General features: G+C 71.9%; 23 protein-coding genes. 13 read left to right on the top strand and 10 right to left on the bottom strand.

Translation table 11 applies throughout. The features are described from left to right. Together metG and VF202_03045 are read right to left on the bottom strand one after the other, a co-directional pair. The coding region (gene metG / locus VF202_03050) for a methionine--tRNA ligase (GenBank protein ID HEX7039074.1) at window positions 1–1,672 on the bottom strand (1,672 nt) is incomplete at its 3' end. 187 nt (window positions 1,673–1,859) lie between these two features. Beyond that, window positions 1,860–2,552, bottom strand: a complete 693-nt coding sequence (locus VF202_03045; GenBank protein ID HEX7039073.1) for a DsbA family oxidoreductase — start codon at window positions 2,550–2,552, stop codon at window positions 1,860–1,862. Between the two features lie 85 nt (window positions 2,553–2,637). Here VF202_03045 and VF202_03040 point away from each other — a divergent pair, with 85 nt between their 5' ends. The 5 genes from VF202_03040 (at window position 2,638) to VF202_03020 (ending at window position 7,852) form a co-directional block, all read left to right on the top strand. After that, on the top strand, window positions 2,638–4,284 hold the full coding sequence (locus VF202_03040) for a universal stress protein (GenBank protein HEX7039072.1): 1,647 nt from the start codon (window positions 2,638–2,640) through the stop codon (window positions 4,282–4,284). Window positions 4,285–4,430: 146 nt separating this feature from the next. Beyond that, the gene (gene proS, locus VF202_03035; GenBank protein HEX7039071.1) at window positions 4,431–5,861 is read left to right on the top strand and encodes a proline--tRNA ligase; all 1,431 of its coding nucleotides are present in this window, start codon (window positions 4,431–4,433) and stop codon (window positions 5,859–5,861) included. Further along, entirely contained in the window at window positions 5,861–6,265 is a 405-nt protein-coding gene (locus VF202_03030; GenBank protein HEX7039070.1) for a hypothetical protein, read from the top strand. Before proS ends, VF202_03030 begins: the two co-directional genes overlap by 1 nt. A gap of 49 nt (window positions 6,266–6,314) precedes the next feature. Further along, complete coding sequence (locus VF202_03025) at window positions 6,315–6,866, top strand: chromate transporter (GenBank protein ID HEX7039069.1); 552 nt, start codon at window positions 6,315–6,317, stop codon at window positions 6,864–6,866. A gap of 371 nt (window positions 6,867–7,237) precedes the next feature. After that, window positions 7,238–7,852, top strand: a complete 615-nt coding sequence (locus VF202_03020) for an ATP-binding protein (GenBank protein ID HEX7039068.1) — start codon at window positions 7,238–7,240, stop codon at window positions 7,850–7,852. Between the two features lie 479 nt (window positions 7,853–8,331). On the opposite strand, the gene VF202_03015 is transcribed toward VF202_03020, so the two are convergent. The 4 genes from VF202_03015 to VF202_03000 all read right to left on the bottom strand — a co-directional run bounded on the left by VF202_03015 (window position 8,332) and on the right by VF202_03000 (window position 12,776). Then, window positions 8,332–9,267, bottom strand: a complete 936-nt coding sequence (locus tag VF202_03015) for an acetamidase/formamidase family protein (GenBank protein ID HEX7039067.1) — start codon at window positions 9,265–9,267, stop codon at window positions 8,332–8,334. Continuing rightward, window positions 9,264–10,919 (bottom strand): ABC transporter substrate-binding protein, encoded by a 1,656-nt coding sequence (locus VF202_03010; protein HEX7039066.1) that lies wholly within the window; start codon window positions 10,917–10,919, stop codon window positions 9,264–9,266. The genes VF202_03015 and VF202_03010 overlap by 4 nt, the downstream gene beginning before the upstream one ends. A 62-nt stretch (window positions 10,920–10,981) precedes the next feature. Next, entirely contained in the window at window positions 10,982–11,902 is a 921-nt protein-coding gene (locus tag VF202_03005; protein ID HEX7039065.1) for an ABC transporter permease, read from the bottom strand. Window positions 11,903–11,906: 4 nt separating this feature from the next. Then, complete coding sequence (locus tag VF202_03000; GenBank protein HEX7039064.1) at window positions 11,907–12,776, bottom strand: ABC transporter permease; 870 nt, start codon at window positions 12,774–12,776, stop codon at window positions 11,907–11,909. 780 nt (window positions 12,777–13,556) lie between these two features. On the opposite strand from VF202_03000, the gene VF202_02995 reads away from it, so the two are divergent. The 4 genes from VF202_02995 to VF202_02980 all read left to right on the top strand — a co-directional run bounded on the left by VF202_02995 (window position 13,557) and on the right by VF202_02980 (window position 15,960). Next, window positions 13,557–13,706: a hypothetical protein gene (locus VF202_02995; protein ID HEX7039063.1), complete on the top strand. Its 150-nt coding sequence runs from the start codon at window positions 13,557–13,559 to the stop codon at window positions 13,704–13,706. An 85-nt stretch (window positions 13,707–13,791) separates the two neighbouring features. Further along, window positions 13,792–14,022, top strand: a complete 231-nt coding sequence (locus VF202_02990; protein HEX7039062.1) for a hypothetical protein — start codon at window positions 13,792–13,794, stop codon at window positions 14,020–14,022. Window positions 14,023–14,186: 164 nt separating this feature from the next. After that, a complete protein-coding gene (locus tag VF202_02985) occupies window positions 14,187–15,188 on the top strand; it encodes an ABC transporter ATP-binding protein (protein HEX7039061.1) in 1,002 nt (333 codons plus the stop codon). Further along, window positions 15,178–15,960 carry a hypothetical protein gene (locus VF202_02980; protein HEX7039060.1) on the top strand — a complete coding sequence of 261 codons (783 nt, stop codon included), beginning with the start codon at window positions 15,178–15,180 and terminating at the stop codon, window positions 15,958–15,960. Before VF202_02985 ends, VF202_02980 begins: the two co-directional genes overlap by 11 nt. Window positions 15,961–16,019: 59 nt before the next feature. On the opposite strand, the gene VF202_02975 is transcribed toward VF202_02980, so the two are convergent. After that, window positions 16,020–16,886, bottom strand: coding sequence for a DMT family transporter (locus tag VF202_02975; protein ID HEX7039059.1), 867 nt, complete (start codon window positions 16,884–16,886; stop codon window positions 16,020–16,022). 9 nt (window positions 16,887–16,895) lie between these two features. Beyond that, a complete protein-coding gene (locus VF202_02970; GenBank protein HEX7039058.1) occupies window positions 16,896–17,852 on the bottom strand; it encodes a branched-chain amino acid transaminase in 957 nt (318 codons plus the stop codon). Window positions 17,853–17,991: 139 nt separating this feature from the next. Here VF202_02970 and galE point away from each other — a divergent pair, with 139 nt between their 5' ends. From galE to ribH, 3 genes are all read left to right on the top strand, one after another. Next, window positions 17,992–18,972: a UDP-glucose 4-epimerase GalE gene (galE, locus tag VF202_02965; GenBank protein ID HEX7039057.1), complete on the top strand. Its 981-nt coding sequence runs from the start codon at window positions 17,992–17,994 to the stop codon at window positions 18,970–18,972. 229 nt (window positions 18,973–19,201) lie between these two features. Then, the gene (locus tag VF202_02960) at window positions 19,202–19,789 is read left to right on the top strand and encodes a hypothetical protein (protein ID HEX7039056.1); all 588 of its coding nucleotides are present in this window, start codon (window positions 19,202–19,204) and stop codon (window positions 19,787–19,789) included. 3 nt (window positions 19,790–19,792) lie between these two features. After that, on the top strand, window positions 19,793–20,272 hold the full coding sequence (gene ribH, locus VF202_02955; protein HEX7039055.1) for a 6,7-dimethyl-8-ribityllumazine synthase: 480 nt from the start codon (window positions 19,793–19,795) through the stop codon (window positions 20,270–20,272). A 73-nt stretch (window positions 20,273–20,345) separates the two neighbouring features. Here the strand turns inward: ribH and VF202_02950 are convergent, their stop codons facing one another. Then, window positions 20,346–21,698 carry an HD domain-containing protein gene (locus VF202_02950; GenBank protein ID HEX7039054.1) on the bottom strand — a complete coding sequence of 451 codons (1,353 nt, stop codon included), beginning with the start codon at window positions 21,696–21,698 and terminating at the stop codon, window positions 20,346–20,348. A gap of 40 nt (window positions 21,699–21,738) precedes the next feature. Between VF202_02950 and coaE the strand changes: the two genes are divergently transcribed. Further along, window positions 21,739–22,434 carry a dephospho-CoA kinase gene (coaE, locus tag VF202_02945; protein HEX7039053.1) on the top strand — a complete coding sequence of 232 codons (696 nt, stop codon included), beginning with the start codon at window positions 21,739–21,741 and terminating at the stop codon, window positions 22,432–22,434. On the opposite strand, the gene VF202_02940 is transcribed toward coaE, so the two are convergent. Beyond that, window positions 22,400–24,118: a DUF3352 domain-containing protein gene (locus tag VF202_02940; protein ID HEX7039052.1), complete on the bottom strand. Its 1,719-nt coding sequence runs from the start codon at window positions 24,116–24,118 to the stop codon at window positions 22,400–22,402. The two genes, coaE and VF202_02940, sit on opposite strands and share 35 nt — an antisense overlap. Window positions 24,119–24,145: the final 27 nt, after the last annotated feature.

The raw sequence follows: 24,145 nt of genomic DNA, 5'->3' as shown, positions 1-24,145 counted from the left end.
CCTCGATCTCGCGCTGCAGCGCCTCGAGGTCCACCTTGGGGAACAGCGGCTCGCCCGGCGCCGTGTGCGTGCCGACGGGGATGAGGCCCCACTGGGCGGCGTTCGAGAGGTCGAACGGCGCGTTGCGTATCCCGATCTGCTTGCGCAGCTCGTGGGCCTTGGCCGGGATGATGGGGTCGAGGAGGATGCTGGCGACCCGAAGCGCCTCGAGGAGCGTGTTCAGCACCGTGTCGAGGCGCTGGGAGAGCGACTCGTCGCGCGCCAGCTCCCACGGCTTGACGTCGGCGATGTACTTGTTCGCCTTGCGCACCGCCTCCATCACCGACTCGACGGCCCTGTCGAACTGCAGCTCGTCGAACTGGCGCGTGACCTTGGCCGGCAGGTCGGTGAAGGCCTGCCTGAGCTCGACGTCGACGGGCTCCATGTCGTGCGCCGGCGGCACGACGCCGTCCCGGTAGCGCTGCAGCATGCCGAGCGTGCGGTTGAGCAGGTTGCCGAGGTCGTTGGCGAGGTCGGAGTTGATGCGCTCGGCGATCGCGACCTCGGAGAAGCTGGCGTCGAGCCCGAACGTCATGTCGCGCAGGAGGAAGTAGCGGAAGGCGTCGTTGCCGTAGCGCCTCACCATCTCCAGGGGCCTGACGACGTTGCCCAGCGACTTGCTCATCTTGCGCTCGTCGTTGAGCCAGTAGCCGTGGACGTTCAGGTGCTTGTAGAGCGGGATGCCGGCGGCCTTGAGCATGATCGGCCAGAACAGGCCGTGCGGCTTGAGGATGTCCTTGGCGATGAAGTGCTCGACGTGCGGCCAGTAGCGCTCCACCGTGCCGCGCGACACCAGCGCCGAGTAGTAGTTGATGAGCGCGTCGAACCACACGTATGCCACGTGGTCCTGGTCCCACGGCAGCGGGATGCCCCAGGGCACGCGGCTGCGCGGACGGCTTATCGACAGGTCCCCCACCGGCTCGCGCAGCATCGCCAGGACCTCGTTGCGGTAGCGCTCGGGGCGGATGAGGTCGGGGTTCGCGGTCAGCGTCTCGCGCCACCACTCGCGGTACTTCTCCATCCTGAAGAAGTAGTTCGCCTCGGTGCGCTCCTCCGGCTCGATCTCGTGCTGCGGGCACTTGCCGTCGACGAGCTCCTTCTCGGTGTAGAAGCGCTCGCACCTCACGCAGTAGAGGCCCGAGTACTCGCCGAAGACGATGTCGCCGGCGTCGTAGACCTTCTGCAGCACGTCGAGGACGACGCGCTTGTGGCGCTCCTCCGTGGTGCGGATGAAGTCGTCGTAGCGCACGCCCAGACGGTCCCAGGTGGAGCGGAACTGGGCCGAGACGTCGTCGGCGTACTCCTGCGGTGTCCTGCCGTGCGCGGCCGCCGCCTTCTGGATGTTCTCGCCGTGCTCGTCGGTGCCCGTCAGGAAGAACGTGTCGTCGCCCTTGAGGCGGTGGAAGCGCGTGACGACGTCGACGAGGATCGTCGTGTAGGCGTGCCCCAGGTGCGGCGCGGCGTTGACGTAGAAGATCGGCGTGGTCGCGTAGTAGGTGCCGCGCTCCAGCGCCCGGGCCTCGGGCTCCGGCTCCGGGACGCTCTCCGGCTCGTCCTGCTCGCCCGGGGCGGCGACCGTGAGGTCCTCGGGCCTGTCGAGCACGATGCGGTTCTGGGGCGTGCCTTCGTCCACCATGCGGCTCCTTAGCTGAGCGGGCCGCGCCCTCCTCGCGACAAGAAGAAGGGCGCCGGCTGTGAGCACGGCGCCCCGCGCGGTGCTGAGCGTCGGCTCAGCCCGTCACGGGGCTGGAGTGCATCATCCGCAGCGCCATGTCGGCCGGAGTATAGCAGAGGGCCCCGGCTGGCCGCCGCTGCGGCGTTCAGCAGCCTTCCGGCCCGCAGGCGGCGTCCTCCGCGTCCGCGACGACTCGCGGCGGCCGGCGCTGCGGGCCGAGCTGCCGCAGCGCGGCGAGGAACAGCTCGGTGGGCTGGGCGCCGGAGACGGCGGCGGAGGCGTCGAAGACGAAGAACGGCACGCCGGTGACGCCGTAGCGGCGGGCGAGGTCGAGGTCGGCGAGCACCGCGTCGGCGTAGGCGCCCGACGCGAGCGCGTCGCGCACGTCGTCCGCCGGCAGGCCGGCCTCGGCGGCGAGGCGCACGAGCGTCTCGCGGTCGGCGACGTTCGCGCCCTCGGACTGGTAGGCGCGCATGAGTCGCTCCATGACCTCGCGGACCAGGCCCCGCGCGGCGGCGAGGTGGGTCACGCGGTGGGCGTCGAACGTGTTCGCGGTCAGGGCGACGTCGAGGTGGAACTCCAGGCCCTCGGAGGCGGCCTCCCTGGTCGCCCTCTCCATCATCGCCAGCGCCCCGTCGCGCGAGACGCCGTACTTCTCCGCCAGGTGGTCGACCGTGAGGCCGGGGTCGGAGACGGGGGCGTCGGGCGTGAGCTGGAACGACCGCCACACGACCTCCACCTCGCCGGCGTGCTCGTAGCGCTCGAGCGCCCGCTCGAAGCGCGTCTTGCCGATGTAGCACCAGGGGCAGGCGATGTCGGAGAAGACCTCTACGCGCATGTTCCTCCGGGCGCCGCGGCGGCGCCATGGAGCAAGCTAACGCCCCGCGAGCACGGGCGGCGTCCCTCGTGAGACCATGGTGGGCATGGCGGACGGTACCGAGACGCGCGCCTCCGCGGCATCCGACTTCCAGCGCGCCAGGCGCCGCGCGGCTCTGCGGTCCGTGGTGGCCAAGCTCCTCGGCACGTCCGACGCCCAGCTCCTGCCCTACGACGAGGTGAGGCGCCGCCTCCACGCCGTCGAGGGCTCCGGCGCGACGCTCCAGGACGTGCCGCTCGACGCCATAGTCGGCTCGGTCGGGCGCTACCAGGACTTCACGCGCGAGTTCCTGCCCCTCGTCGACGAGGACAAGGGCCGGTGGGTGGGCGTGCGCCTGGCGATGACCGGCATGGAGGGCGTGCCGCCCGTGGAGCTCTACCGCATCGGCGACGCCTACTTCGTCAAGGACGGCAACCACCGCGTCTCGGTCGCGCGTCAACTGGGTGCCAGGACGATCAACGCCTACGTCACCCCGGTCTACAGCCGCGTGCCGCTCGGGCCCGACGCCGACGCCGAGGCGATAGCCCTGGCCGGGAGCTACGCCGCGTTCCTCGAGGAGACGGGCATCGACCAGCTCAGGCCCGGCGCCGACCTGCGCCTGACCGAGCCGCTGCGCTACCCGTCGCTGCTCGAGCACATCAGCGTGCACCGCTACTTCATGGGCATCGACGAGCAGCGGCCGGTCTCGTGGGAGGAGGCGGTCGCGCACTGGTACGACACCGTCTACCTGCCCGTCGCCGAGGCGATCGTCGAGCACGACCTCCTGGCCCGCTTCGAGGGACGCACGGTCACCGACCTCTACCTGTTCCTGTCGGACCACCGCGCTCGCCTCGAGAGGGAGTTCGGCTGGAGCCTCGAGGGACCGCAGCTCGCCGAGGGGTTCCGCACCGGCTTCGACCTGCGGGCCGAGGTCGAGAGGCTGCGGTCGGCGGTGCGCCAGGGGCGCGATGTCAAGCGGGAGCTGGCGCACCTCGTCGAGGCCGTGCTCGTGGTCATGGAGCGGGGCGACGGCGACGCGGCCCTGGGTCCGGCCCTCGACCTGGCCGCCCGCGAGGGCGCCCGCCTGCTCGCCCTCTACCTAGGCGCCGACCCGCGCGACGCGGCCGCCGCCGCGGTGAGGGAGGAGTTCGAGGGGCGCTGCGCCGCCGCCGGCGTGAAGGGGCAGATCGCGATGTCGGAGCGCGAGCCCGTGCAGGCGATCCTCACGCGGGCCGCGTACGCCGACGTCGTCGTCGCGGCGCGCCCGCGGGGGCGTCCGACCGGCTGGGTGCGGACCCTCCTGCACCGCTGCCCGCGTCCGCTGCTGCTGGCCCGCGGCGGCGCCGTCGTCGCCGCGAGGCCCCTGCTCGCCTACGACGGCAGGGAGCGCGCCGACATCGCGCTGTTCGCCGTCGCGTACCTCGCCCTCGCGCACGGCGGCAGGCCGGCCGTGGCGTACGTCGCCGAGCGCGGACGCTCCGCCGACGCGGTGCTGAACCGGGCCGGCGCCTTCCTGCGCGACCTCGGCGTGGAGGCCGACCTGATCGCCGAGCGCGGGCCGGTGGACGCCGGCCTGGTCCGCGCCGCGCAGCGCGTGGGCGCCGACCTCGTGGTCATGGGCAGCTACAGGTACAGCCGCTGGCTCGAGCAGGTGACGGGCGGCGTCACTGACCGCGTCGTGGCCCGGCTGGACGCGCCCGTGCTGGTCACCTGACGCCCGGCCCGCCACGCTCGGCAGAGGCCCGTCGTCGCGCCAGCGCTCGCTTCCCGGGGCGCCCCGCCGCCCGGCCGGGCGACGGTTGTGCGTCGGGAGGGCTCTGCCGGCTGGTATCGTGATGCGCCATGTCGAAGACGCCGGCATTGCCACGTCAAGAGGACGACTTCTCAGGCTGGTACAACGACATCGTCTACCGCGCCGAGCTCGTCGACCTGAGCCCCGTGCGCGGCAGCTTCGTGCTGAGGCCGTACGGCTACGCGCTGTGGGAGAACGTGCAGCGTCACCTCGACGCGATGTTCAAGGAGACGGGGCACGAGAACCTCTACTTCCCGCTGCTGATCCCCATGAGCTACTTCGAGCGCGAGGCCGAGCACGTCGAGGGCTTCGCGCCCGAGCTGGCCGTCGTCACCCACGCCGGCGGCAAGGAGCTCGAGGAGCCCTACGCCGTCCGGCCCACGTCGGAGACGCTGTTCGGCGTGCTTTACAGCAAGTGGGTGAAGAGCTACCGCGACCTGCCGCTGCTCTACAACCAGTGGTGCAGCGTCATGCGCTGGGAGCTGCGCACGCGTCCGTTCCTGCGCACGACGGAGTTCCTCTGGCAGGAGGGCCACACCGCCCACGCCACGGCCGAGGAGGCGCTGGCCGAGACCAGGCAGATGATCGACATCTACGCCCGGTTCGCGCGCGAGTTCGGCGCGCTGCCGGTGGTGATGGGCGAGAAGACCGCGCGCGAGCGCTTCGCCGGGGCGCAGAAGACCCTCACCATCGAGGCGATGATGCGGGACGGCAGGGCGCTGCAGTCGGGCACCAGCCACTTCATGGGCGAGAACTTCGCGCGCGCCTTCGACATCACGTTCAACGACGTCAACAACCAGCAGGCCTACGCGAACACGACTTCCTGGGGCTTGTCCACGCGCTTCATCGGCGCGCTGATCATGGCGCACGGCGACGACAAGGGCCTGATCATGCCGCCGCGCCTCGCCCCCCACCAGGTCGTGCTGCTGCCCATCTACCGGGCCGGCGACGACGCCGGCAAGGCGGGCGTGCTGGACGCCGTGCGGCGCCTCGCCGCCGAGCTCAGGGAGCGCGGCGTGAGCGTGAAGCTCGACGACCGCGAGGAGCTGAGCCCCGGACGCAAGTTCAACGAGTGGGAGCAGAAGGGCGTGCCGTTCCGCGTCGAGGTCGGTCTGCGCGACCTCGAGGCCGGCGCGGCCACGGTCGTGGACAGGCTCACGGGCGAGAAGGCCCAGGTGCCGCTGGCCGAGGTCGCCGCCGGCATGCCCGGCAGGCTCGAGGCGTTCCACGACGCGCTCTACCGGCGCGCCGAGGAGTTCATGGAGGCCCACACCTACACCGCCGAGACGCTCGACGAGCTCGCCGAGAAGGTCGAGCACGGGTTCGTGTGGGCGACGCACTGCGGCGACGAGGAGAGCGAGAGGCAGATCCAGGAGCTGACGAAGGCCACCGTGCGCTGCATCCCCTTCGAGGGCCCCAGCGCCGAGGGCACCGTATGCGTCCACACCGGCAGGCCCAGCGGCTACCCGCGCAAGGTACTCTTCGCGAAGGCGTACTGATGGACACCACAGGCGACGACGTCAGACGAGAACGACCGGGACCGGAGCGGCGCGCCCTCGAGGTGCAGGCGCACGTGCTCAAGCACGCGCTGCCGCGAGGCGTGAGGGTGAGCTTCGGCGAGGGCAGGCGGCGCTCGGACGTCGCCATGGCGCTGCTCAAGGGCGACCGCGAGGCGGTGCTGGCGGTGCCCCCGGCCATCGAGGACGCCCTGGACCTCGACATGCACGTCATGCGCAGCACGCACTCGCGCGGCCACTTCGAGCTGCTCCTCGTCCTCACGGAGCCGCTCGAGCAGCAGAGCGTGCGCTGGCCCGAGCGCCGGGCCGTGCTGCGCAGCCGCTTCGACGCCCTGCCCGGCGACGCCGAGGCCGAGGCCCTCCTCGACCGCGACGGGCTGAACTGAGGGTGCCGGACGCCGGGCCGGTCGGCACCGCGAGGGAGGAGCCGCAGCCTTGCTCGCCGAGACGCTGAGGCTCCTGTGGTCCTTCACGAAGGTCGGGCTGTTCGGCTTCGGCGGCGGACCGTCGATGATCCCCCTGATCCAGGAGGAGGTCGTCGAGATCAACCGCTGGCTGACGCCCGAGGAGTTCCTCGACGCCTTCGCCCTCGGCAACGCGCTGCCCGGGCCCATCGCCACGAAGATGGCCGGCTACGTCGGCTACAAGATCGCCGGGCCGGTCGGCGCCGCCGTCAGCCTCATCGGCCTGACCGCGCCGACGATCGTCGCGATCGTCCTGCTCTTCACCGCCTACCTGCGGTTCCGCGACGTGCCGGCGATCGGCGGCTTCCTCCGCGGGGTGAGGCCCGTCGTCATCGCGCTCCTGGCGATCGTCGTCTGGCAGTTCGCGCCCAGCGCCTTCGGGGCGCCGGCGACGTGGCTCAACAACTGGCCGCTGTGGCTGATCGCCCTGGCCGCGTTCGTGCTGACGCTGCGCTTCGACGTCCACCCCATCTACCTGATCGTCGCGGGCGGCGCGCTGGGCATCTTCTTCCTGCGGCCGTAGCCCACAAGGAAGCGTCCACCCCGCTAGGCCGGGTGGACCTGCCGGCGGACAACCAAGACCTCTCGGATGCCAGGCAGGCGACGCGCTTAGTGAGCACGAGGACGGCTAGTTTGAACGTGCAAACTCAAGGCGCCACGACGCTTCTGAAGCCAGTAGACGCAGACCAGAACAGAGCGACTGCCGGGTTCATTTCGGATCGAGTGTGTGAGCCTCCAAAGAACAGCCACGAGGGGCCCCTTCGCGTTTCGCTTCGATGGCCTGGGTGTCCAAGAGATGACCATCGACAACTGCAGTCTGTCTAGGTAGCCGGACTAGTATGTTACGAGCCTCTTGCGACCACCCAAGCGAAGATGAGTTCAACTGGAGGCAAGGTGACGCTCCGCGAACTCGAGAAGATCGTTGCTGAGCGCGAGTCGTCGTCGCTCGAGTTCAAGAGGACGACCGGCCAACGTAGTGACGCGTGCAAAGCGCTGACTGGAATGCTCAATGGGTCCGGCGGACGCGTCCTGTTCGGCGTCGCACCGAACGGCGACATCACGGGGCAAGACGTGTCTGACAGGACATTGGAGCAACTGTCAGCCGAGCTGTCCTTCATCGAGCCAACCGTCTTGCCATCCATCGAGAGTGTTGACTTGCCGTCTGGCAAAAGCGTGATCTCGGTGTCAGTAGGCAACGGTCAGCTTCGACCGTATGAGTACAGGGGGAAGGCATACAAGAGAGTCGGCAACACCACCCTCGAGATGGGACACCACGAGAGAGAACAGATGCTTCTCGAGCGGATGCACGGAACATCTCGGTGGGAGAACCAACCGCTAGACGGGTGGGAGCCTTCGGATCTGGATGGAGATGAGATCCGAAAGACCATCGGCGAAGCCGTGCGCAGGGGCCGACTTGAGGACCCAGGGTCGACGGACGCTCGCGAGAGGAGCTCGAAGCCCGCCGGACGCGCACGGCTCTCGCCGAACTACGGTCGTTCGGCCTTGTAGGTCAAGAGGGATTTGGCCGGGGATCACGGTGGTTCCTAATCAGAGAGCCCGGAGGCCTATAGGCTTCACTTGGCTATCGACGTTTCGATCGCCGTTCCGGTTTCGACCGGGCTCATGGGTGTTGCCTGGTCCTATTGCGTGACACATTGCGTTGTCCGTTGTCATCTTGTGTGTCTAGGACGCATCTCGTCTTATGTCGTCCTTTTCCGTCTTATTCGTGTTCCATCCTGTCTTGTTCCGGCTTGCCGGGTGTCAGGTCCATCTCACAGTCAACAGAGGCGGTCACGGTGGCTGCAAAACGATCTTGGACTGGAGAGTCGACAGTTCCAACGAGGCTGCCAACTACAGTCTGACGGCCCTAGTCGCAGTCTCGACAGATAAGCGGGACACAAGCGCTCTGAGTATCAGTTGTGACCTGGCTCAGGTCTCGCTTGTGTCCCACTATTCACAGTCGGTGACGGGACGAAGGGCCGCAGGCTTCAGACGAACACGTGCCGCGGCAGCACGGCGGACACCACCCAGTTCGGCATGTCGACGACCTCGCTGACCCTGAGGTGCACGGCGACGCTGCACAGCGCGTAGGCGGTGGGCGCGTCGAGGCCGTACTCGCGCCCGAGGTGGTCGATCATCGCCCGCACGGCGTCCTTCGTCGCGACCATGAGGTCGGGGGCGACGCCTGTCGTGGCGTAGAAGCCCTGGGGCATCGGCTCGCTCGCGGCCGGTGCGGGCAGCTCGTAGCGGGGCGCCGAGAAGCCGGCGCCCTTGAGCAGGTCGAGGCGCACCCGCACCTTCATGGCCGTCTCCACGGCGGTGCCGCAGACCTCGCCGTCGCCCTGGGCGGCGTGGGTGTCGCCGAGTGAGAAGAGCGCGCCGGGCACGGCCACGGGCAGGTAGAGCCTCGCGCCCCTGGTGAGGTCGCGGACGTCCATGTTCCCGCCCTGGGCGCGCGGCGGCACCACCGAGTGCAGACCCGGCTCGGCCAGCGCTACGCCGATCGTGCCGGGGAACGGCCGCGTGGGCAGCCTGACGCCGGGCAGGAACTCGACCTGCCCGGCGTCGTAGCGCGAGACGTTGAGCCACGGCTCGGTGAAGTCCTCGGCCAGCAGCCCGAAGCCGGGGATGATGCCGGTCCAGCCCCAGCCGGACTCGGCGAAGTCGAGGACCTCGACGACGAGCGCGTCGCCCGGCTCCGCCCCCGCCACGTGGACGGGGCCGGTCACCGGGTTCACCCTGCCGAAGTCGAGCTTGCCCACGTCGGCGGCGGTGGAGCGCTCGCTGAGCTGCCCGCCGGAGGAGTCCACGGTCTCGAGCTCCAGGACCTGCCCCGGCTCCACACGCAGCACGGGCTCGAGCGAGTTGTCCCAGCCGAAGTGGTGATGGCGCTCGTGGATCGTGCGGAAGCCGTGGTCGCTCATTCAGCCATCCGCACCATCTCGTAGTGCACGGGGATGTGCATGGGGTCGGTGAAGATGCCCTCCGGGCCCGTCACGCGCGTCGAGTGCATGCTGACCTGCAGCTCGTGGAAGATGGGGATCCACGGCGCGTCCTCCATGATGTCGAGGAAGATCTGGCGCCACTCCTCGGTGCGCTCGTCCGCCTGGTCCTCGCGGGCCATCGCGTCGGCGCGGGCGGCGCGCTCCTCGATCTCCTCGTTGCAGTACCGCGCCCAGTTCCAGCCGCCGGGGATGTTGCTGGCGCAGGCGAGGATCGGCCAGTAGAAGTTGTTCGGGTCGGGGTAGTCGGCGATCCACGCCATCCCGCCCGACCAGATCATCGGGGCCTCGCCGGCGCCGCCGGCCTCGATGACCGTCGACTGCGCCTGGGTGCGCAGCTCGACGTTCACGCCGATCTCGGCCAGGTCGGCCTGTATCGCCTGGGCGATGCGGTCGTTGGGCGCGACGTTGTAGGCGTAGAGGACGGTGTCGAAGCCGTCGGGGTAGCCGGCCTCGGCGAGGAGCTGCCTGGCGCGCTCGGGGTCGTATGGGTAGCCCTCGTACGCGTCGTCGTGCGCCTCGAACAGGGGCGGCAGGACCTGGTTCGCCGGCACGGCCCTGTTGTTGATGATGCGCACGATGCGGTCCTTGTTGATCGCCATGTTCAGCGCCTGGCGCACGCGGACGTCGTCGAAGGGGGGCATCGTGACGTTCAGGGTCACGTAGCCGGTCTGCATCTGCTCGCCGGTGGCGACGAGCTGCGAGAGCTGCGGGTCGGCGAGGACCTCGGTGTAGCGGGCGCTGGGGATGCCGTCGCCGAGGATGTCCACCTCGCCGCGCTGCAGCCTGAGGAACGCCACGTTCGGGTCGACGCCGATCTCGAAGACGAGCTCGTCGAGGTAGGGGACGCCCTCCTCGAAGTAGTCGGGGTTGCGCTCGAGGACGAGCCGCTGACCGAGCACCCACTCGCGCAGCTTGAAGGCTCCCGTGCCCACGGGGTGGTGCCCGAAGTCGCCGGCGGCCGCCTCCACGGCCTCGCGCGGCACCACGTGGGCGAAGTTCAGGCCGAGCTTGTGCAGGAACGAGGCGTCCGGCTCCGCCAGCGTGAACTGGACCGTGCGGTCGTCGACGACCTGGATCCCGGCGACCTCGTCGGCCTCGCCGTCGATGAACTCCTGGGCGCCGAGGATGGTGAGGTAGAAGCCCTGGCCGGGGCTCTGCGTCGCCGGGTCGAGCACGCGCTCGAGCGAGTACTTCACGTCGTCGGCGACGAGCTCGCGGCCGTTGTGGAACTTGACGCCGTCGCGCAGCGTGAAGGTGAAGGTGAGGCCGTCCTCCGAGACCGTGTAGCTCTCGGCCAGGTGGGGCTTGAGGTTCGTCGTGCCCGGCTCGTAGTCCATCAGGCCGTCGAAGATCGACTTGATGATCGACCAGTTCTGCCAGTCGTAGCCGATGGCGGGGTCGAGCGTGCTGACGTCCACCTGGAACGACACGACGGCCCTGCCGCCCTGCTGCGCGGTCGCGAACGCGCCTGCTGAGGCGGCGGCGAGCGCCAGGGCCAGGCGGACCGCGAGCGCCGCGCCGCGCCTCCTCCTGCTGGGGGACTCGAGGTTCGACTCTCTGTTCATCTCCATCCTGCCTTCCTTCCGCGCTTGACGCGCACTGCTTGAGACCCGGCAGGAGCCGGGGCCGCCGCCTACTGGTAGCGGATGCGAGGGTCGAGGGCCGGGTAGACCGCGTCGGCGAGGAGGTTGCCGACGACGACGAAGAGCGCCGTGACCAGCACGCCGCCCATGATCACGGGGATGTCGACGAGCTGGATCGCCTGCCAGATCATCTGGCCGATGCCGGGCCAGCCGAACACCGACTCGACGACGACGATGCCGCCCATGAACACGCCGATGTCGAGGCCGACGAGCGCGACGACGGGCAGCACGGCGTTCTTCAGCACGTGCTTGAGGACGACGCGGCTGGGGAAGACGCCCTTGGCGCGCGCGGTCCTCACGAAGTCCTGCCGCAGGACGTCGATGGCGGCGCTGCGCGTGACGCGCGCGTACCAGCCGCCGCCGGCCAGGCCGACGGACACGGCGGGCAGCACGATGTGCAGCGGGGTGCCGTAGCCGCCCAGGGGGAAGACGGGCACGAGGAACGCGAGCAGGTAGAGGAGGATGAGGCCCACGACGAACTGCGGCGCCGAGACGCCCACGAACGCCAGCGTCATGACGAACTGGTCGAAGCGCGAGCCGCGCCTCATGGCGGCCGCGATGCCGGCGGGGAGGCCGATGAGCAGCTCGAAGAAGATGCCGGCCAGCGCCAGCTGCATCGTGGGCGCGAAGCGCGAGGCGATGAGGTCGGACACCCGCGCGCGCTGCGCGTACGACCTGCCGAGGTCGCCGCGCACGAGGCCGCTCAGGTAGCTGACGTACTGCACGGGCAGCGGCCTGTCCAGACCGAGCTCGTGCCTGATGCTCTCGACCGTCGCCACGGTGGCGCTGCGTCCCGCGATCATCCGGGCCGGGTCGGCCGGCAGCAGGTAGACGAGGAGGAACGTGACCAGCGTGACGCCGAACAGCACGAACGCCGACTGGAGGAGACGCTTGACGAGGTAGGGGATCACGGCCTCACCGCCGCTCCGCCAGGTCGAGGGCGTCGCGCAGCGCCTCGCCGAGCAGGTTGAACGACAGCGAGGTGAGCAGGATCGCGGCGCCGGGGAAGACCACGAGCCAGGGGGCGTTGAGGAAGTACGACTGGCTCTCGTTGATGATCCCGCCCCACGACGGCGTCGGCGGCTGGACGCCCACGCCGAGGAACGACAGCGACGCCTCGAGCAGGACCGTCGTGGAGATGCCCAGCGTGCCGAAGACCATGAGCGTCGACACCAGGTGCGGGAGGATGTGCCTCAGCAGCGTGCGGAACGTGCTCATGCCCAGGGCGGAGGCGGCCTCGACGAAGTCGCGCCGCGCGATCGAGAGCACCTGGGCGTGGATCGCGCGGGCGATCCAGACCCAGTTCACGAGGGCGATCACGAGGGCCACGATCCACAGGCTCGGGCGCAGGATCGCGGCCAGGGCGATCGCGAGGATCAGCGCGGGGAAGGCCGTCATGACGTCGGTGAGGCGCATCAGCGCCGTCTCGACGGCGCCGCGGAAGTAGCCGGCCAGGACGCCGACGAGCAGCCCTATCAGCACGGCGACGCCGTTCGCCGCCACGCCCACCAGCAGCGACACGCGGGCCCCGTATATAACGCGCGAGAGCAGGTCGCGGCCGAGCAGGTCCGTGCCGATGAGGAAGCGCCTCGAGGGCGGCAGCGGGTCCCCCTCGAGCGTCAGCCCGTCGAAGTACTGGTGCGAGGGGTCGTGGGGCGCCAGCACGGGCGCGGCGAGCGCGACGACGACGACCACGACCACGCCCGCGAGGCCGATCATGCCGCTGCCGTTGGCCAGGAACCGGCGCGCCCACCCCGCCGGGGCGCGGCGCTCGAGCCGTGCCACAGGCGGCTCGGCGCCCGCCGCCCCGCCGCGCGACGCGAGGGACGCCGCGCCCGCCGCGGCGCCCTCCGCCGCCGGGACGGGGCGGGAACTAGGTGTGTCGCCTCTCGCTCGCTCCCTGGGGCGCACCGCTCGAGACCTCCATGTCGTGTGCCGGCCCGCCCGGCGCCGGGGCGTCGTTGGCGTCGCCCGTCGTTCGGGGGAGGCTCCCGGCTGCGTCGGAGAGTTCGACCCTACGACGGACGGCAGCGCCGCAGCGGCTGCCGTTCGGACCGTCGCACGACCTCCTGAGCTAGAGCCGGCCCGCAAGGGGGCCGGCTCGCCGCTCTCATTCGTCTGGCGGCATCATATAAGACCTCCGCCCCGGTCGCCACTCGGCCCAGACCCGGCGGCCGCAGGGGGCTTGCGCACCCCCGACTCTTCTGCTAGAGTCTGGCGCTCGGGAGCCTCGGCTCCCCCGCCAGGCCGAAGGTCGGCGGAAGCCCGTGGGGAGGTAGACGATGACGGACATCAGCCACGCGCCGGCAGTCTCGCGCCCGATCCGTTGCCGCCTCCTCGCGGCACCGGCCTGACCGCCGGCAGAGACAGCCCCAACCCAAGTCGAACCTAGGTGACCGCCAGGGCCGCGTGCCGGCCCGCCATCGGAAACCGCTGAGCGTCCCGGGCGCGCCGCCGCGCCCAGACCCGCGGGCCCTCGCGCCCGCGATCCACGAGCGGGCAACCGTGCCCGCGAGAGGAAGGGCCGCTGGGCCCGCTAGAGAGAGCCGGAAGGAGGTGTCAACGATGCTCCTGGTCCCGATCCACCAGTACGTCGCGCCGCGCAGCCAGCGCTCAGGCGTTGCCTACTCGCGCCGCGACGAGCGCCTGCGCCGCGCCGGGTACGCCGACGGCGAGCGCCTTCCCCGCAAGCAGCACCACTGGGCCAACCGCTGAGCGAGGCTCGACCCCGACGGAGGGTAGTCGCAGCTCGAGCAGCAGTGGCCCGAGGCTCCAGGCAAGGACCCACGGAGGGCCACTCATGTTCCAGAACAGCCACTTCCTGCTGCGCGCAGCCAACTACCGCGTGGAGGACCTGAGGCGCTGGGCCGCCGAGGACGTGGTCGCCGACGCCGTGAGCGCCGAGCGCAGGCGCGCGAGGCGCGAGGCCGCCCTCGCCCGCCTCCGGGCCGCGGCCGCCGCGAAGCAGGAGCGCGCGGTCTTCAGCTGGCAGAGCCAGCGTCACGGCTTCGGCTTCCGCAGCGCGCGCTGAGACACTGGCAAGCGAGTTCTTGACAGCTATAAAGCAGCCCTTTACAATCGCTCAGGTGCGAGTACCCAGAGGTGCCGCGTGGGCCCGCCCCACGCGGCACGTCGGTTCACCGGGGAGGGCCGCCGCCCTCCTGGTCCGGGGGAGGCCGAGGGGAGCCATGGCAGATGTCTGAGGCGAGCCTGATCGAGGTCAGGGACGTGCGCAAGACGTACCGCGGTGCGGGACGCGAGACCGTCACGGCCGTCGACGGGGTCACGTTCGAGGTCGCGCGCGGCGAGGTCGTCGGACTCCTGGGGCCGAACGGCGCGGGCAAGACCACGACGATAAAGATGGCCTGCGGGCTCGTACACCCCGACGCCGGGAGCGTCCGCGTGGCCGGTCACGACACCCGCACGGAGCGCCGGAGGGCCGTGAGGCACGTCGCGGCGGTGCTCGAGGGCAACCGCAACCTCTACTGGCGCCTGTCGGTGATGGAGAACCTCGTCTACTTCGCTGGCAACCGCGGACGCTCCGCGCGGGAGGTGCGGCGGCGGTCGGAAGGGCTCCTCGAGAGGTTCGGCCTCGCCGAGAAGCGCGACGAGGTCGTCGCCAAGCTCTCGCGCGGCATGCAGCAGAAGCTGGCGATCGCCGTGGCGCTGATCGCCGACACCGACGTGCTCGTGCTCGACGAGCCGACCCTGGGCCTCGACGTCGAGACGGGGCACGAGGTGCGTTCGCTCCTGCGCGAGATCGCGGCGGAGGGCCGCACCGTCGTGCTCTCCACCCACGACATGCCCGTCGTCGAGGACCTGTGCCGGCGCGTGGTCGTCGTCTCTGGCGGCCGGGTCGTCACCGACGCGCTCGTCGCCGACCTCCTCAGGCTCTTCCGGTCGCGGGCCTTCCGCGTCGTCCTGGCCGCGCCCCTGGCGGCGGACGCCATGGCCCGGCTCCGCGCGCGCTACGCCATGGCGGCGAGCGACGACGCCTCGTTCGAGGTCGAGTTCGCCGAGGCGGGGGAGCTCTACCGGCTGATGGACGACCTGCGCGCGGCGGGCGCGGAGATCGAGGGCATCGAGCGGACCACCCCGCGCTTCGAGGAGGTCTTCAGGCGGCTCCTGCAGGACGGCGGCGTCGGCCCGTCGGTGCCGCCGCCCCTGGCGCTGAAGGAGGCGACCGTTGCTCTCTGAGGGCTACCTCCACTCGTTCCGCGCGAACCTGGTCAAGGCGGTCATCGAGCTGCGCCGCTACCTGCCGAACACGATCAGCATGATCGTGACCTTCTACGCGATCTTCCTGTTCCTCCTCCTCGGCATCCGCTTCGTCGGCGGCGAGGCGGACCTCGGCAGCGCCGTGAGGCACGTCCTGGTGGCCAACGGCTTCTGGTTCCTGCTGATGATGGGCGTCAACTCGATGGGGTGGGAGCTCTCCAACGAGGCGCTGCGCGGCACGCTCGAGCAGCTCTACCTGGGCACGGTGCCCGCCTGGCTGATCCTGCTCTTCCGCATGGTCGCCACGCTCCTCATCGACCTGGCCCTGCTCGTCGGCCTCATGGCGCTCAGCATGCTCACGGCGCGCACGTGGCTGACCGTCGACGTCGGCGCCCTGGCGGCGCTGCTGCCGCCGACGCTACTGGCCGTGATGGGCCTCGCCTACCTGGTCGCCGGCCTGACCCTCGTCTACAAGCAGGTGGGCTCGATGCTGCAGATGACGCAGTTCGTGCTCATGGCCATCTCCTACGTGCCGCTGGCCCAGGCGCCGCTTCTGGAACTGGCCCCCGCCGCCAAGGGCATCGACATGGTCAGGCGCGTCCTGGCCGACGGCGTCTCGCTGGCGTCGTTCACCGCCGCCGACTGGGCCTCCTTGTGGGTCTCTGGCGCCGTCTACCTCGCCCTCGGTTTCGTGGCGTTCAAGCTCTTCGAGCGCCGCGCCATGCGGCTCGGGCTGCTGGGGCACTACTAGCCGGTCTGGGAGCCCGGCGCCGGCGCCGGCGTCGTACGCGCCGGCGGTGCCGGTCGCGGCTAGCCCAGCGCCAGGAGCACCACGCCGGCGACCATGCCGGCCGCCCCCGCCAGGCGGCGCCCGGCGAAGCCCTCGCGCAGCAGCAGGGCGCCCAGCGCCGCGCCCACGAGGATGCTCACCTCGCGCGCGGGCGCGATGAGGCTCACGGGCGTGAACGACATGGCCGTGAGCACGAGCAGGTAGGCGAGGGGGCTAAGCGCCGCCACGCCGAGCGCCTCCCAGCGGCTCTGCCGCCAGGTGCGGGCGGGCTCGCCGGCCTCGAGGCGCGCCAGCACGAAGGGGGCGAGCAGCGCGAGCCGGCCCACCTCGCCCAGGTAGAGGTAGAGGACCGGCGGCGCCCCCAGCGCGCGCACCGCCCAGCCGTCCCACACCGTGTAGGCGCCGATGAACACCCCCGTGCCCAGGCCGTAGAGGACGGCCGCTCGCCCGCCGCCCGGGGACCCCTGACGCCGCCAGCCGGTGAGGACGGCGACGCTCAGCACGACCAGCGCGGCGCCGCACAGCGCCGCCGCCGAGGGTCGCTCGCCGAGCAGCGCGACGGCCAGGACCGTCGCGATCGCCGGTCCGCTGCCGCGGGCCAGCGGGTAGACGAGCGAGAGGTCGCCCACCCGGTACCCGCGCTGCAGGCAGAGGAAGTAGCCCACGTGGATCGCGCTCGACACCAGCGCGGCGAGGGCGTGCCAGCCGGTGAGCGCCGGCCGGCTCAGGTAGGCGTAGAGGCCGGCGACCGGGGCGTAGATCGCCGCCGTCCCGGCCGTGAGCAGCCACAGGAACGCCACGCCGCCCCGCGCCCTCTTGGCGAGCAGGTTCCAGGTCGCGTGGATCAGCGCCGACCCGAGGACCAGCGCGAGGGCGGCGGCCGTCAAGCTGGTCGATCAGTCGTTCACGTACGTGAGCCAGTGCTCGAACTCGGGCACGCGACCCGAGACGACGTCGAGGTACGTCTTCCGCATCGCCAGCGAGAACGGGCCGGCCACGCCGGTGCCTATGGGGCGCCTGTCGATGGAGGCGACGGGGGTGACCTCGGCGGCCGTGCCGACCATGAACACCTCGTCGGCGGTGTAGAGCTCGTCGCGCGTCGCCATCGTGGGCACGACCTCCGTGCCCTGCCACTCGGCGATCTTCACGACCGAGTCGCGCGTGATGCCCCTGAGGTTCACCGAGTGGGCGATGGGGTAGAGGACGCCGCCCTTCACGAAGAAGACGTTCTCGCCGGAGCCCTCGGCGACGAAGCCGCTGGGGTCGAGGAGGAGCGCCTCGTCGAACCCGAGCTCACGCGCCTCCTGGTTCGCCAGCACGGAGTTCACGTAGTTGCCGCCCGCCTTGGACTTCGTCGGCATGATGTCGGGGGCCGAGCGACGCCACGAGCTGGTCATCAGGGCCGCGCCCTTGCGCACGGCGTCCTCGCCCAGGTAGACGCCCCACGGCAGCGTGGCGACCATGAAGTGGAGCCGGTTGCGCCCCGGGTTCACGCCCAGGGACTCGGAGCCGTACCAGATGAGCGGCCTGATGTAGCACGACTGCATGCGGTTCGCGGCGATCGTCCTGAGGATCGCCTCGTCGATCTGCTCGACGGTCCACTCGGGGCGCATGCCGATGATCCGCGCCGAGTCGAGCAGGCGCTGCGAGTGCTCGCGCAGGCGGAAGACGGCGGGTCCGCGGTCGGTGGCGTAGGCCCTGATGCCCTCGAAGACGCTGGTGCCGTAGTGGAGGGCGTGCGTCAGGACGCTGACCTTCGCCTCCTGAGCCGGCACCATCTCGCCGTCGAAGAAGATGAGGCCCGCCTCCACCGCCGGGGTGCTGGCCGGGGCGGACTTCTGCTGGACAGTCATGACGTTCCTCCCGTCGTACCCCGTAAGCATGCCACGCCCGGCCCGAGGTTTTCAGGCCCGCATGGTCGGCGGACGAGCCTCGACCTCGCCGGCCGTGGGGGTTCCCAGGCGCGCTCGGGCGGCGGTAGGCTCGCCAGCCATGAACGTGCTCGTCACCGGCGGCGCCGGCTACATCGGCAGCGTCACGGCCCAGGCGCTCCTGGACGCGGGCCACGGCGTCGTCGTCGTCGACGACCTCTCGACGGGCCACCGCGCCGCGGTGCCGGGAGGCGCGCGCCTCGTCGTCCAGGACGTGACCGACGCCGCCGCCGTCGCCCGCCTCATGCGGGAGGAGGGCGTCGAGGCCGTCATGCACTTCGCCGCGCTCTCGCTCGTCGGCGAGTCGATGCAGCAGCCGCTGCGCTACTACCGCCGCAACGTCGGCGGCGCCATCGCCCTGCTCGAGGCCTGCGCCGAGGCCGGCGTGCGGCGCTTCGTGCTCTCCTCGACCGCGGCCGTCTACGGCACGCCCGCCGCCGTGCCGATCCCCGAGACGGCGGAGCTGCGCCCGGAGAGCGTCTACGGCGAGACGAAGCTGGCGATCGAGCGGCTGCTGCACTGGCTCGCCGCGACCCAGGGCCTCGGGTACGCGGCCCTGCGCTACTTCAACGCCGCCGGCGCCGCGGCGGGGCGCGGCGAGGACCACAGGCCGGAGACCCACCTCATCCCGCTGGTGCTGCAGGCCGCGCTGGGGCGGAGGGACGAGGTGAGGGTGTTCGGGACCGACTACCCCACCGCCGACGGCACCGCGGTGCGCGACTACGTCCACGTCGAGGACCTGGCCTCCGCCCACGTGCTCGCCCTCGAGGCGCTGCGCCCCGGCAGCGGCGCCGCCTACAACCTCGGCAACGGCGAGGGCTTCTCGGTGCGGCGTGTCGTCGAGGTGTGCCGCGAGGTCACGGGCGCCGACCTGCGCGTGGTCGAGGCGCCTCGCCGTCCCGGCGACCCGCCGGTGCTGGTCGCCGACGCCGCGAAGGCCGCCGCCGAGCTGGGCTGGCGTCCGCGGCGCACGTCCCTCGAGGAGATCGTGGCCTCGGCCTGGGCCTGGCACAGCGCCAACCCGGACGGCTACGGCGCGTGAGGCGGGACGCCGCCGGGCCGACCGTGCGCGGGAGGCGACGCCGCCGGGTCCTCCGCGCGTGAGGCGGGCTCCCGGCCCCACATTCGCGGCGCCGTGGCCGTCTGCTAGCATCGGCCGGGACCTCGGGGCCCGACCGTCTGGGAGGGCTCGGCAGCGTGAAGGTTCCCTGAGGAACACGAAAACCGCACGGGAAGGGCCCGTGTTAGCCTGTCCTGACTTGGAGACCGCCATGAGACGACTCCTTCTAGCCGCGCTGCTGGCGCTGTGCGCGACGGCCGCGGCCCAGTCCCCAGCCACCTTCTCAGGCATCGTCCAGAGCGAGGAGCCGTTGGCGCCAGGAACGCGCGTCTCGCTGCACGTGGTGGACGCCGACAACGTGTGGGGCTACGAGGTGATCAGCGTCGAGCCCACCCTGGCGAACTTCAGCATCACGCCCCCCGAGGTGCCCGCGGCCGAGATGCGGCCGTTCCGCAGCGGCGCCGTCATCCTGCCCGGACTGCAGAACGAGTACCGGGTCACGCCCGACGACGTCAACGTCGCCGTCGCCCGCTTCAACATGTACGTCGACGACAACGGCAACGGCGCCTTCGACCGCGTGCAGGACAAGATCTACGTCGGCATCGCGCAGCTCGAGGAGCCGCTCGGCTTCTTCACGCTGCTCTACGTCGACAAGGCCGCCACCCTCACGGGCGGCGGCGTCGAGCTGCAGCTCCAGCCGGGCTGGAACGTCTTCACCGTGCGCTTCCCCGCCGAGCGACCCGAGTACGCCGTCGTCACCGCCGTGGACGACATCGTGCTCGACGTCGTGCTGCCCTAGGCCGTGGCCGAGCTCGTCGGCCAGGCCACCGGGGCGGGCCGCCGCTTCGCGGTGGTCGTGAGCCGCTTCAACTCCCTCGTCACCGAGCGGCTCCTCGCCGGCGCCCTCGACGCCTTCGCTCGCCACGGCGTGCCGGAGGAGGCCGTCGACGTGGCCCGGGTGCCGGGCGCGTTCGAGATCCCGCTCGTCGCCGAGCGCCTGGCCTCCAGCGGCGCCTACGGGGCCGTCGTCGCCCTGGGCGCGGTGGTCCGCGGCGAGACCTCGCACTACGACCACGTCTGCCAGGCCGTGACCAGCGGCGTCCTGCGCGCCTCGCTCGACACCGGCGTGCCGGTGCTGTTCGGGGTGCTCACGACCGACACCATGGAGCAGGCGCTCGACAGGGCCGGCGGCAAGGCCGGCAACAAGGGCGCCGAGGCTGCCGTGGCGGCGATCGAGATGGCGAACCTCGTCGCGCAGGTCTCCGGCCAGCCGACGAACTGAGCCGCGGCGCTCACGGCGGCGCGTCCCGTCACGCTCGGCCCGGCGTCGCCCCCTCGAGCCCGGGCCCGCAGCCTCAGCCCCGCGAACCGTCCCAGCCCTGGGCGTCCGCGTAGCGCCTGAGCAGGCGCGCGGCGCCCTCGCGGTCCTTCACGTCGCCCACGGCCCTCGCCTCGGCCACGAGCCGCAGCGCCTCGCCCACGCGGGGTCCGGGCGGTATGCCGAGCAGCGCCATGACGTCCTCGCCGGTGAGCAGCGGCGGCGCCTCCGGCTGCTCCTCGAGCGCGGCCAGCACGCGGCTCATCGCCAGGCGGTAGCGCACGCGCGCGGGGGCGCTGGCGGCCCTGCCGCGGGCCGCCTCCCTGTCGGCGAGCATCACCCTCAGCAGGTCGGGCAGCAGGGCGCGGTGCCGGTGAGCGAAGCGCCGGGCGGCGCGCTCCGTCGCCGGCAGCGGGAGCATGTGGCGCCTCACCAGCTCGGCCGCCCGACGCACCGTGGCGCCGTCGAAGCGCAGGCGCGACAGCGCCGCCCGCACCAGGTCGGCGCCCGCGGCGTCGTGGCCGTGGAAGGTGGGCCTGCCCGCCGGTCCGGGGGCCGCCGTGACCGGCTTGCCGACGTCGTGGAGCAGCGTCGCCAGGCGCTCCGCCAGGCTCGCCTCGGGGAACGTGGCGTCGAGCACCCGCAGCGCCTCGAGCGAGTGGCCCAGGACGTCGAGGTGGTGGAGCGGTCCTTGGTCGACGCCGCGGCCGGCCGTGAGCTCGGGCAGGAACGTCTCGAGGAGCCCGAGCTCGTCGGCGAGGGCGAGCGCGCCCGCCGGGTCCCGGCCGGTGAGGAGCGCCGTCAGCTCGTCCCGCACGCGCTCGGGGGCGGGGGCGGGCAGCCGCCCCGCCCGCAGGTCGTCGGCGGCCGCGCGCACGGACGCGGACGTGGAAGGGTGGAGCGCGAAGCCCAGGCCCGCGGCGAAGCGCACGGCCCGCAGCGGCCTCACGGTGTCGGCGCGCAGCGCCGCCTCCGACGTCATCCTCACGGTGCCGGAACGCAGGTCGGCGAGGCCCCCGGTCGGGTCGTGCACGCGCCCGTCCGGGTCGAGGGCGAGGGCGTTGACGGTGAGGTCACGCCGCCTCAGGTCCTCGGCCACATCGCCCCGCAGCGGCGCGAAGTCGTGGGTGGCCGCGCCGCCCGGCGCCACGGCGCGCCAGTGGCCGCGCTCCTCGTCGAGGGGGAAGCAGGAGCCGCCGACGGCCGCTGCCGCGGCCTCGCAGGCCGCGTGCGGGTCGGGCACCAGCCAGTCGAGGTCCCGCGGTTCCTGGCCGAGCAGCGCGTCGCGCACGGCGCCGCCCACGAGCAGGCCGCCCTCCGGCCACGGCGCGAACGCGCCGGGGTCGAGGTCGCGCGGACGGACGGCGCGGCGGGCGCGGGCCGGCCTCATGCCGCCAGCGTAGCGGCGCCCGCCGGGTGAGAATGCGTCCATGGCGGAACCGGTGAGCAGCGCCGGCCCGGCGAGCGCGGGCGGGGGTCCTCGCCGCGGGGCGCGGCCCGTGCGGGTGGGCCTCACGGGCAGCATCGGCGCGGGCAAGTCGACGGTAGCGCGGCTGCTGTCTCGTCTGGGGGCCGCGGTCATCGATGCCGACGCCCTGGCCCGCGAGGCGACCGAGGACCCCGAGGTGCTCGCCGGCATCGCGCGCGAGCTGGGCGAGGACCTGGTGGTGGCCGGGCCGGGAGGTCCTACGCTCGACCGAGCGGCCACGGCCGCGCGGGTGTTCGGCGACCCGGAGGCGCTGGCCAGGCTCAACGGCATCGTCCACCCCTGGGTGAGGAGGCGCGCCGCCGACCTGATGACCGCGCTGGAGCGCTCGCCGGCGCCGCCTCCGGCGATCGTTCACGACGTGCCGCTGCTCTTCGAGGCGGGCCTGCAGGGCGACTACGACGTCGTCGTGGTCGTCGACGCCCCGCCCGAGGTGAGGGCGCGGCGGCTGGCCGCGCGCTCCGGGCTGAGCGCCGAGGAGGTCGCGCGGCGCGAGGCCGCCCAGATGCCCGCCCACGAGAAGGTCGCCCGCGCGGACCACGTGGTGGTCAACGCGGGCGACCTGGGCGAGCTAGAGGATCGGGTGGCGCGCCTGTGGCGCGAGCTCACCAGTCGACGAACGAGTAGCCCTCGCTCGTGACCGTCGCGCCGTCGACGGTGCTGTAAGACACCGAGCCGCTGAACCTCTCGGTGACGAACGCGAGGAACTCGGAGAGGGCGGAGCTGGCCGCCTCCACGGCCTCGAAGTCGATGTCGCCGCCGGCCATGCCGCTGAGCATCCCGAACTGGTCGACGAGCGTCTGCGTGGCGAACCCCAGCGCGGCGCGGTCGTCGGAGAGCGTGAACGAGGTCACCCCGTCGGGCACGCGGCCGCGCAGCGGCGACAGGGTCGCCGAGAGCGTGGCGCCGCCGTTGCGGGCGCCGAGCGCGGCGTCCATGGCCTGTGGCGTGGTGGCGATGAGCGCGTAGCCGTCCGTGACCGCGACGCTGATCGTGAAGCCCTCGGCGAGCTGCCAGTCGGTGACGGCGACCCCGCCGACGTCGCGCTGCGCCGGCGCGACCATGCCGCCCTCGCCCATCGGGTCCATCATCGTGGAGGCGAAGCCGGTGGCGAGCGTGAAGAACTCGTTCAGCCCGGCGGACGCGGCGGCCTCGTCGGTGGCCTCGACGAGGTAGACGGACTCGCCCAGCGGGTTCGTGAGGTCGGTGGGCATGGCCGTGGCCGCGCCGTAGCCCATGGTGATCGCGGCGAACTCCTCGCCCATCCAGCCGAACAGCGCGCGCTGCGGGTCGAGGCCGACGGCGTCCATGACCATCTGGTCGAGGTCGGTGATGCCGAGCGAGGGGTCGGAGGCGACGACGTCCCCTATCCAGGACCACCAGCCGGGCAGGTTCGCGGTGCCGACGGAGACGCCCAGCGCCGTGGGGGGCACGAACGCCAGGGCGTCGTCGCTCACGGGACCGCCGCCGGAGAGCAGGTCGTAGAGCTGCGGGTCGCCTTGCTCGCTGCCGAGCACCCGCACCGAGAGGCTCTGGAAGCCGTCGTCGGTGATCGTCGTGACGCTCCCGTACACGCCCGCGGTGTCCGCCGCGGCGCCGAGGCGCTCGACGAGGGCGTCGACGCCCATCCCGGCGGCGAAGGGCGCGGCGACGTCGACCGCGGCGGCGAGGTCGAGGTAGGTGTAGGCGTTGCCGGAGCGCAGCGCCCCGATCGTGCCGAGGTAGCCGCTGCTCTCGGCGAGGTTCGGCTCGGAGGCGCCCTGGTAGCGGCGCAGCACGCCCCGCGCGACGTCGGGGTTCGTGGAGACGAGGACGACGTCGTCGAACAGGGCGTAGGCGATGGGCGTGGGGATCTCCTCCTCGTCAGCCGGCGTGACGACCGTGAAGGTCACGTCCCCCTCGGTCATCTGCTCTGACTCGCCCGCGGTCTCGACCTCCGCCAGCAGGTCCTGCACCGCCGCCATGCCCTCCGGCGTGACGAGCGCCAGCACCGTGACGGCCGGCAGCGGGTTGAACTGCGACGCCGAGACGGCCAGCCAGGCCTCGCGGCCGAGCAGGTCGAGGAGGCCGGCGCCCAGCTCGGGCACCTCCGTCGGCTCCTCGCCCACCTCCTCGGCGAAGGCCGTCTCGAGGAGCTCGGTGAGGTTCAGGCGCTCCCACTCCTCGATGAACGGCCGCGCCTTGGCCTCGTGCTCGGACAGGCCCTCGACGCCCACGGCGAAGAGGGTCTCCGCGGGCAGGAAGCGGGGCAGGTCGGCGGCCGCGGCGGCGCCGGCCAGGCCGAGCGCTACCGTCAGCAGGAGCTTCGTGGCGGTGGTTCTCATCGGACCTCCAGTCGTGTGGTGAAGCGC

This window comes from Trueperaceae bacterium, assembly GCA_036381035.1.
In the GTDB taxonomy this organism is placed as follows: domain Bacteria; phylum Deinococcota; class Deinococci; order Deinococcales; family Trueperaceae; genus DASRWD01.
This window is presented reverse-complemented; position numbering and strand designations above follow the sequence as displayed.

Bases quoted from the DNA above. Each gene is read 5' to 3' on its own strand.
- VF202_03045 (HEX7039073.1), bottom strand. From the start codon at position 2,552: ATGCGCGTAGAGGTCTTCTCCGACATCGCCTGCCCCTGGTGCTACATC.
- VF202_03040 (HEX7039072.1), top strand. From the start codon at position 2,638: ATGGCGGACGGTACCGAGACGCGCGCCTCCGCGGCATCCGACTTCCAG.
- VF202_03030 (HEX7039070.1), top strand. From the start codon at position 5,861: ATGGACACCACAGGCGACGACGTCAGACGAGAACGACCGGGACCGGAG.
- VF202_03015 (HEX7039067.1), bottom strand. From the start codon at position 9,267: ATGAGCGACCACGGCTTCCGCACGATCCACGAGCGCCATCACCACTTC.
- VF202_03010 (HEX7039066.1), bottom strand. From the start codon at position 10,919: ATGGAGATGAACAGAGAGTCGAACCTCGAGTCCCCCAGCAGGAGGAGG.
- VF202_02995 (HEX7039063.1), top strand. From the start codon at position 13,557: ATGCTCCTGGTCCCGATCCACCAGTACGTCGCGCCGCGCAGCCAGCGC.
- VF202_02990 (HEX7039062.1), top strand. From the start codon at position 13,792: ATGTTCCAGAACAGCCACTTCCTGCTGCGCGCAGCCAACTACCGCGTG.
- VF202_02985 (HEX7039061.1), top strand. From the start codon at position 14,187: ATGTCTGAGGCGAGCCTGATCGAGGTCAGGGACGTGCGCAAGACGTAC.
- VF202_02970 (HEX7039058.1), bottom strand. From the start codon at position 17,852: ATGACTGTCCAGCAGAAGTCCGCCCCGGCCAGCACCCCGGCGGTGGAG.
- galE (HEX7039057.1), top strand. From the start codon at position 17,992: ATGAACGTGCTCGTCACCGGCGGCGCCGGCTACATCGGCAGCGTCACG.
- VF202_02960 (HEX7039056.1), top strand. From the start codon at position 19,202: ATGAGACGACTCCTTCTAGCCGCGCTGCTGGCGCTGTGCGCGACGGCC.
- VF202_02950 (HEX7039054.1), bottom strand. From the start codon at position 21,698: ATGAGGCCGGCCCGCGCCCGCCGCGCCGTCCGTCCGCGCGACCTCGAC.
- coaE (HEX7039053.1), top strand. From the start codon at position 21,739: ATGGCGGAACCGGTGAGCAGCGCCGGCCCGGCGAGCGCGGGCGGGGGT.
- VF202_02940 (HEX7039052.1), bottom strand. From the start codon at position 24,118: ATGAGAACCACCGCCACGAAGCTCCTGCTGACGGTAGCGCTCGGCCTG.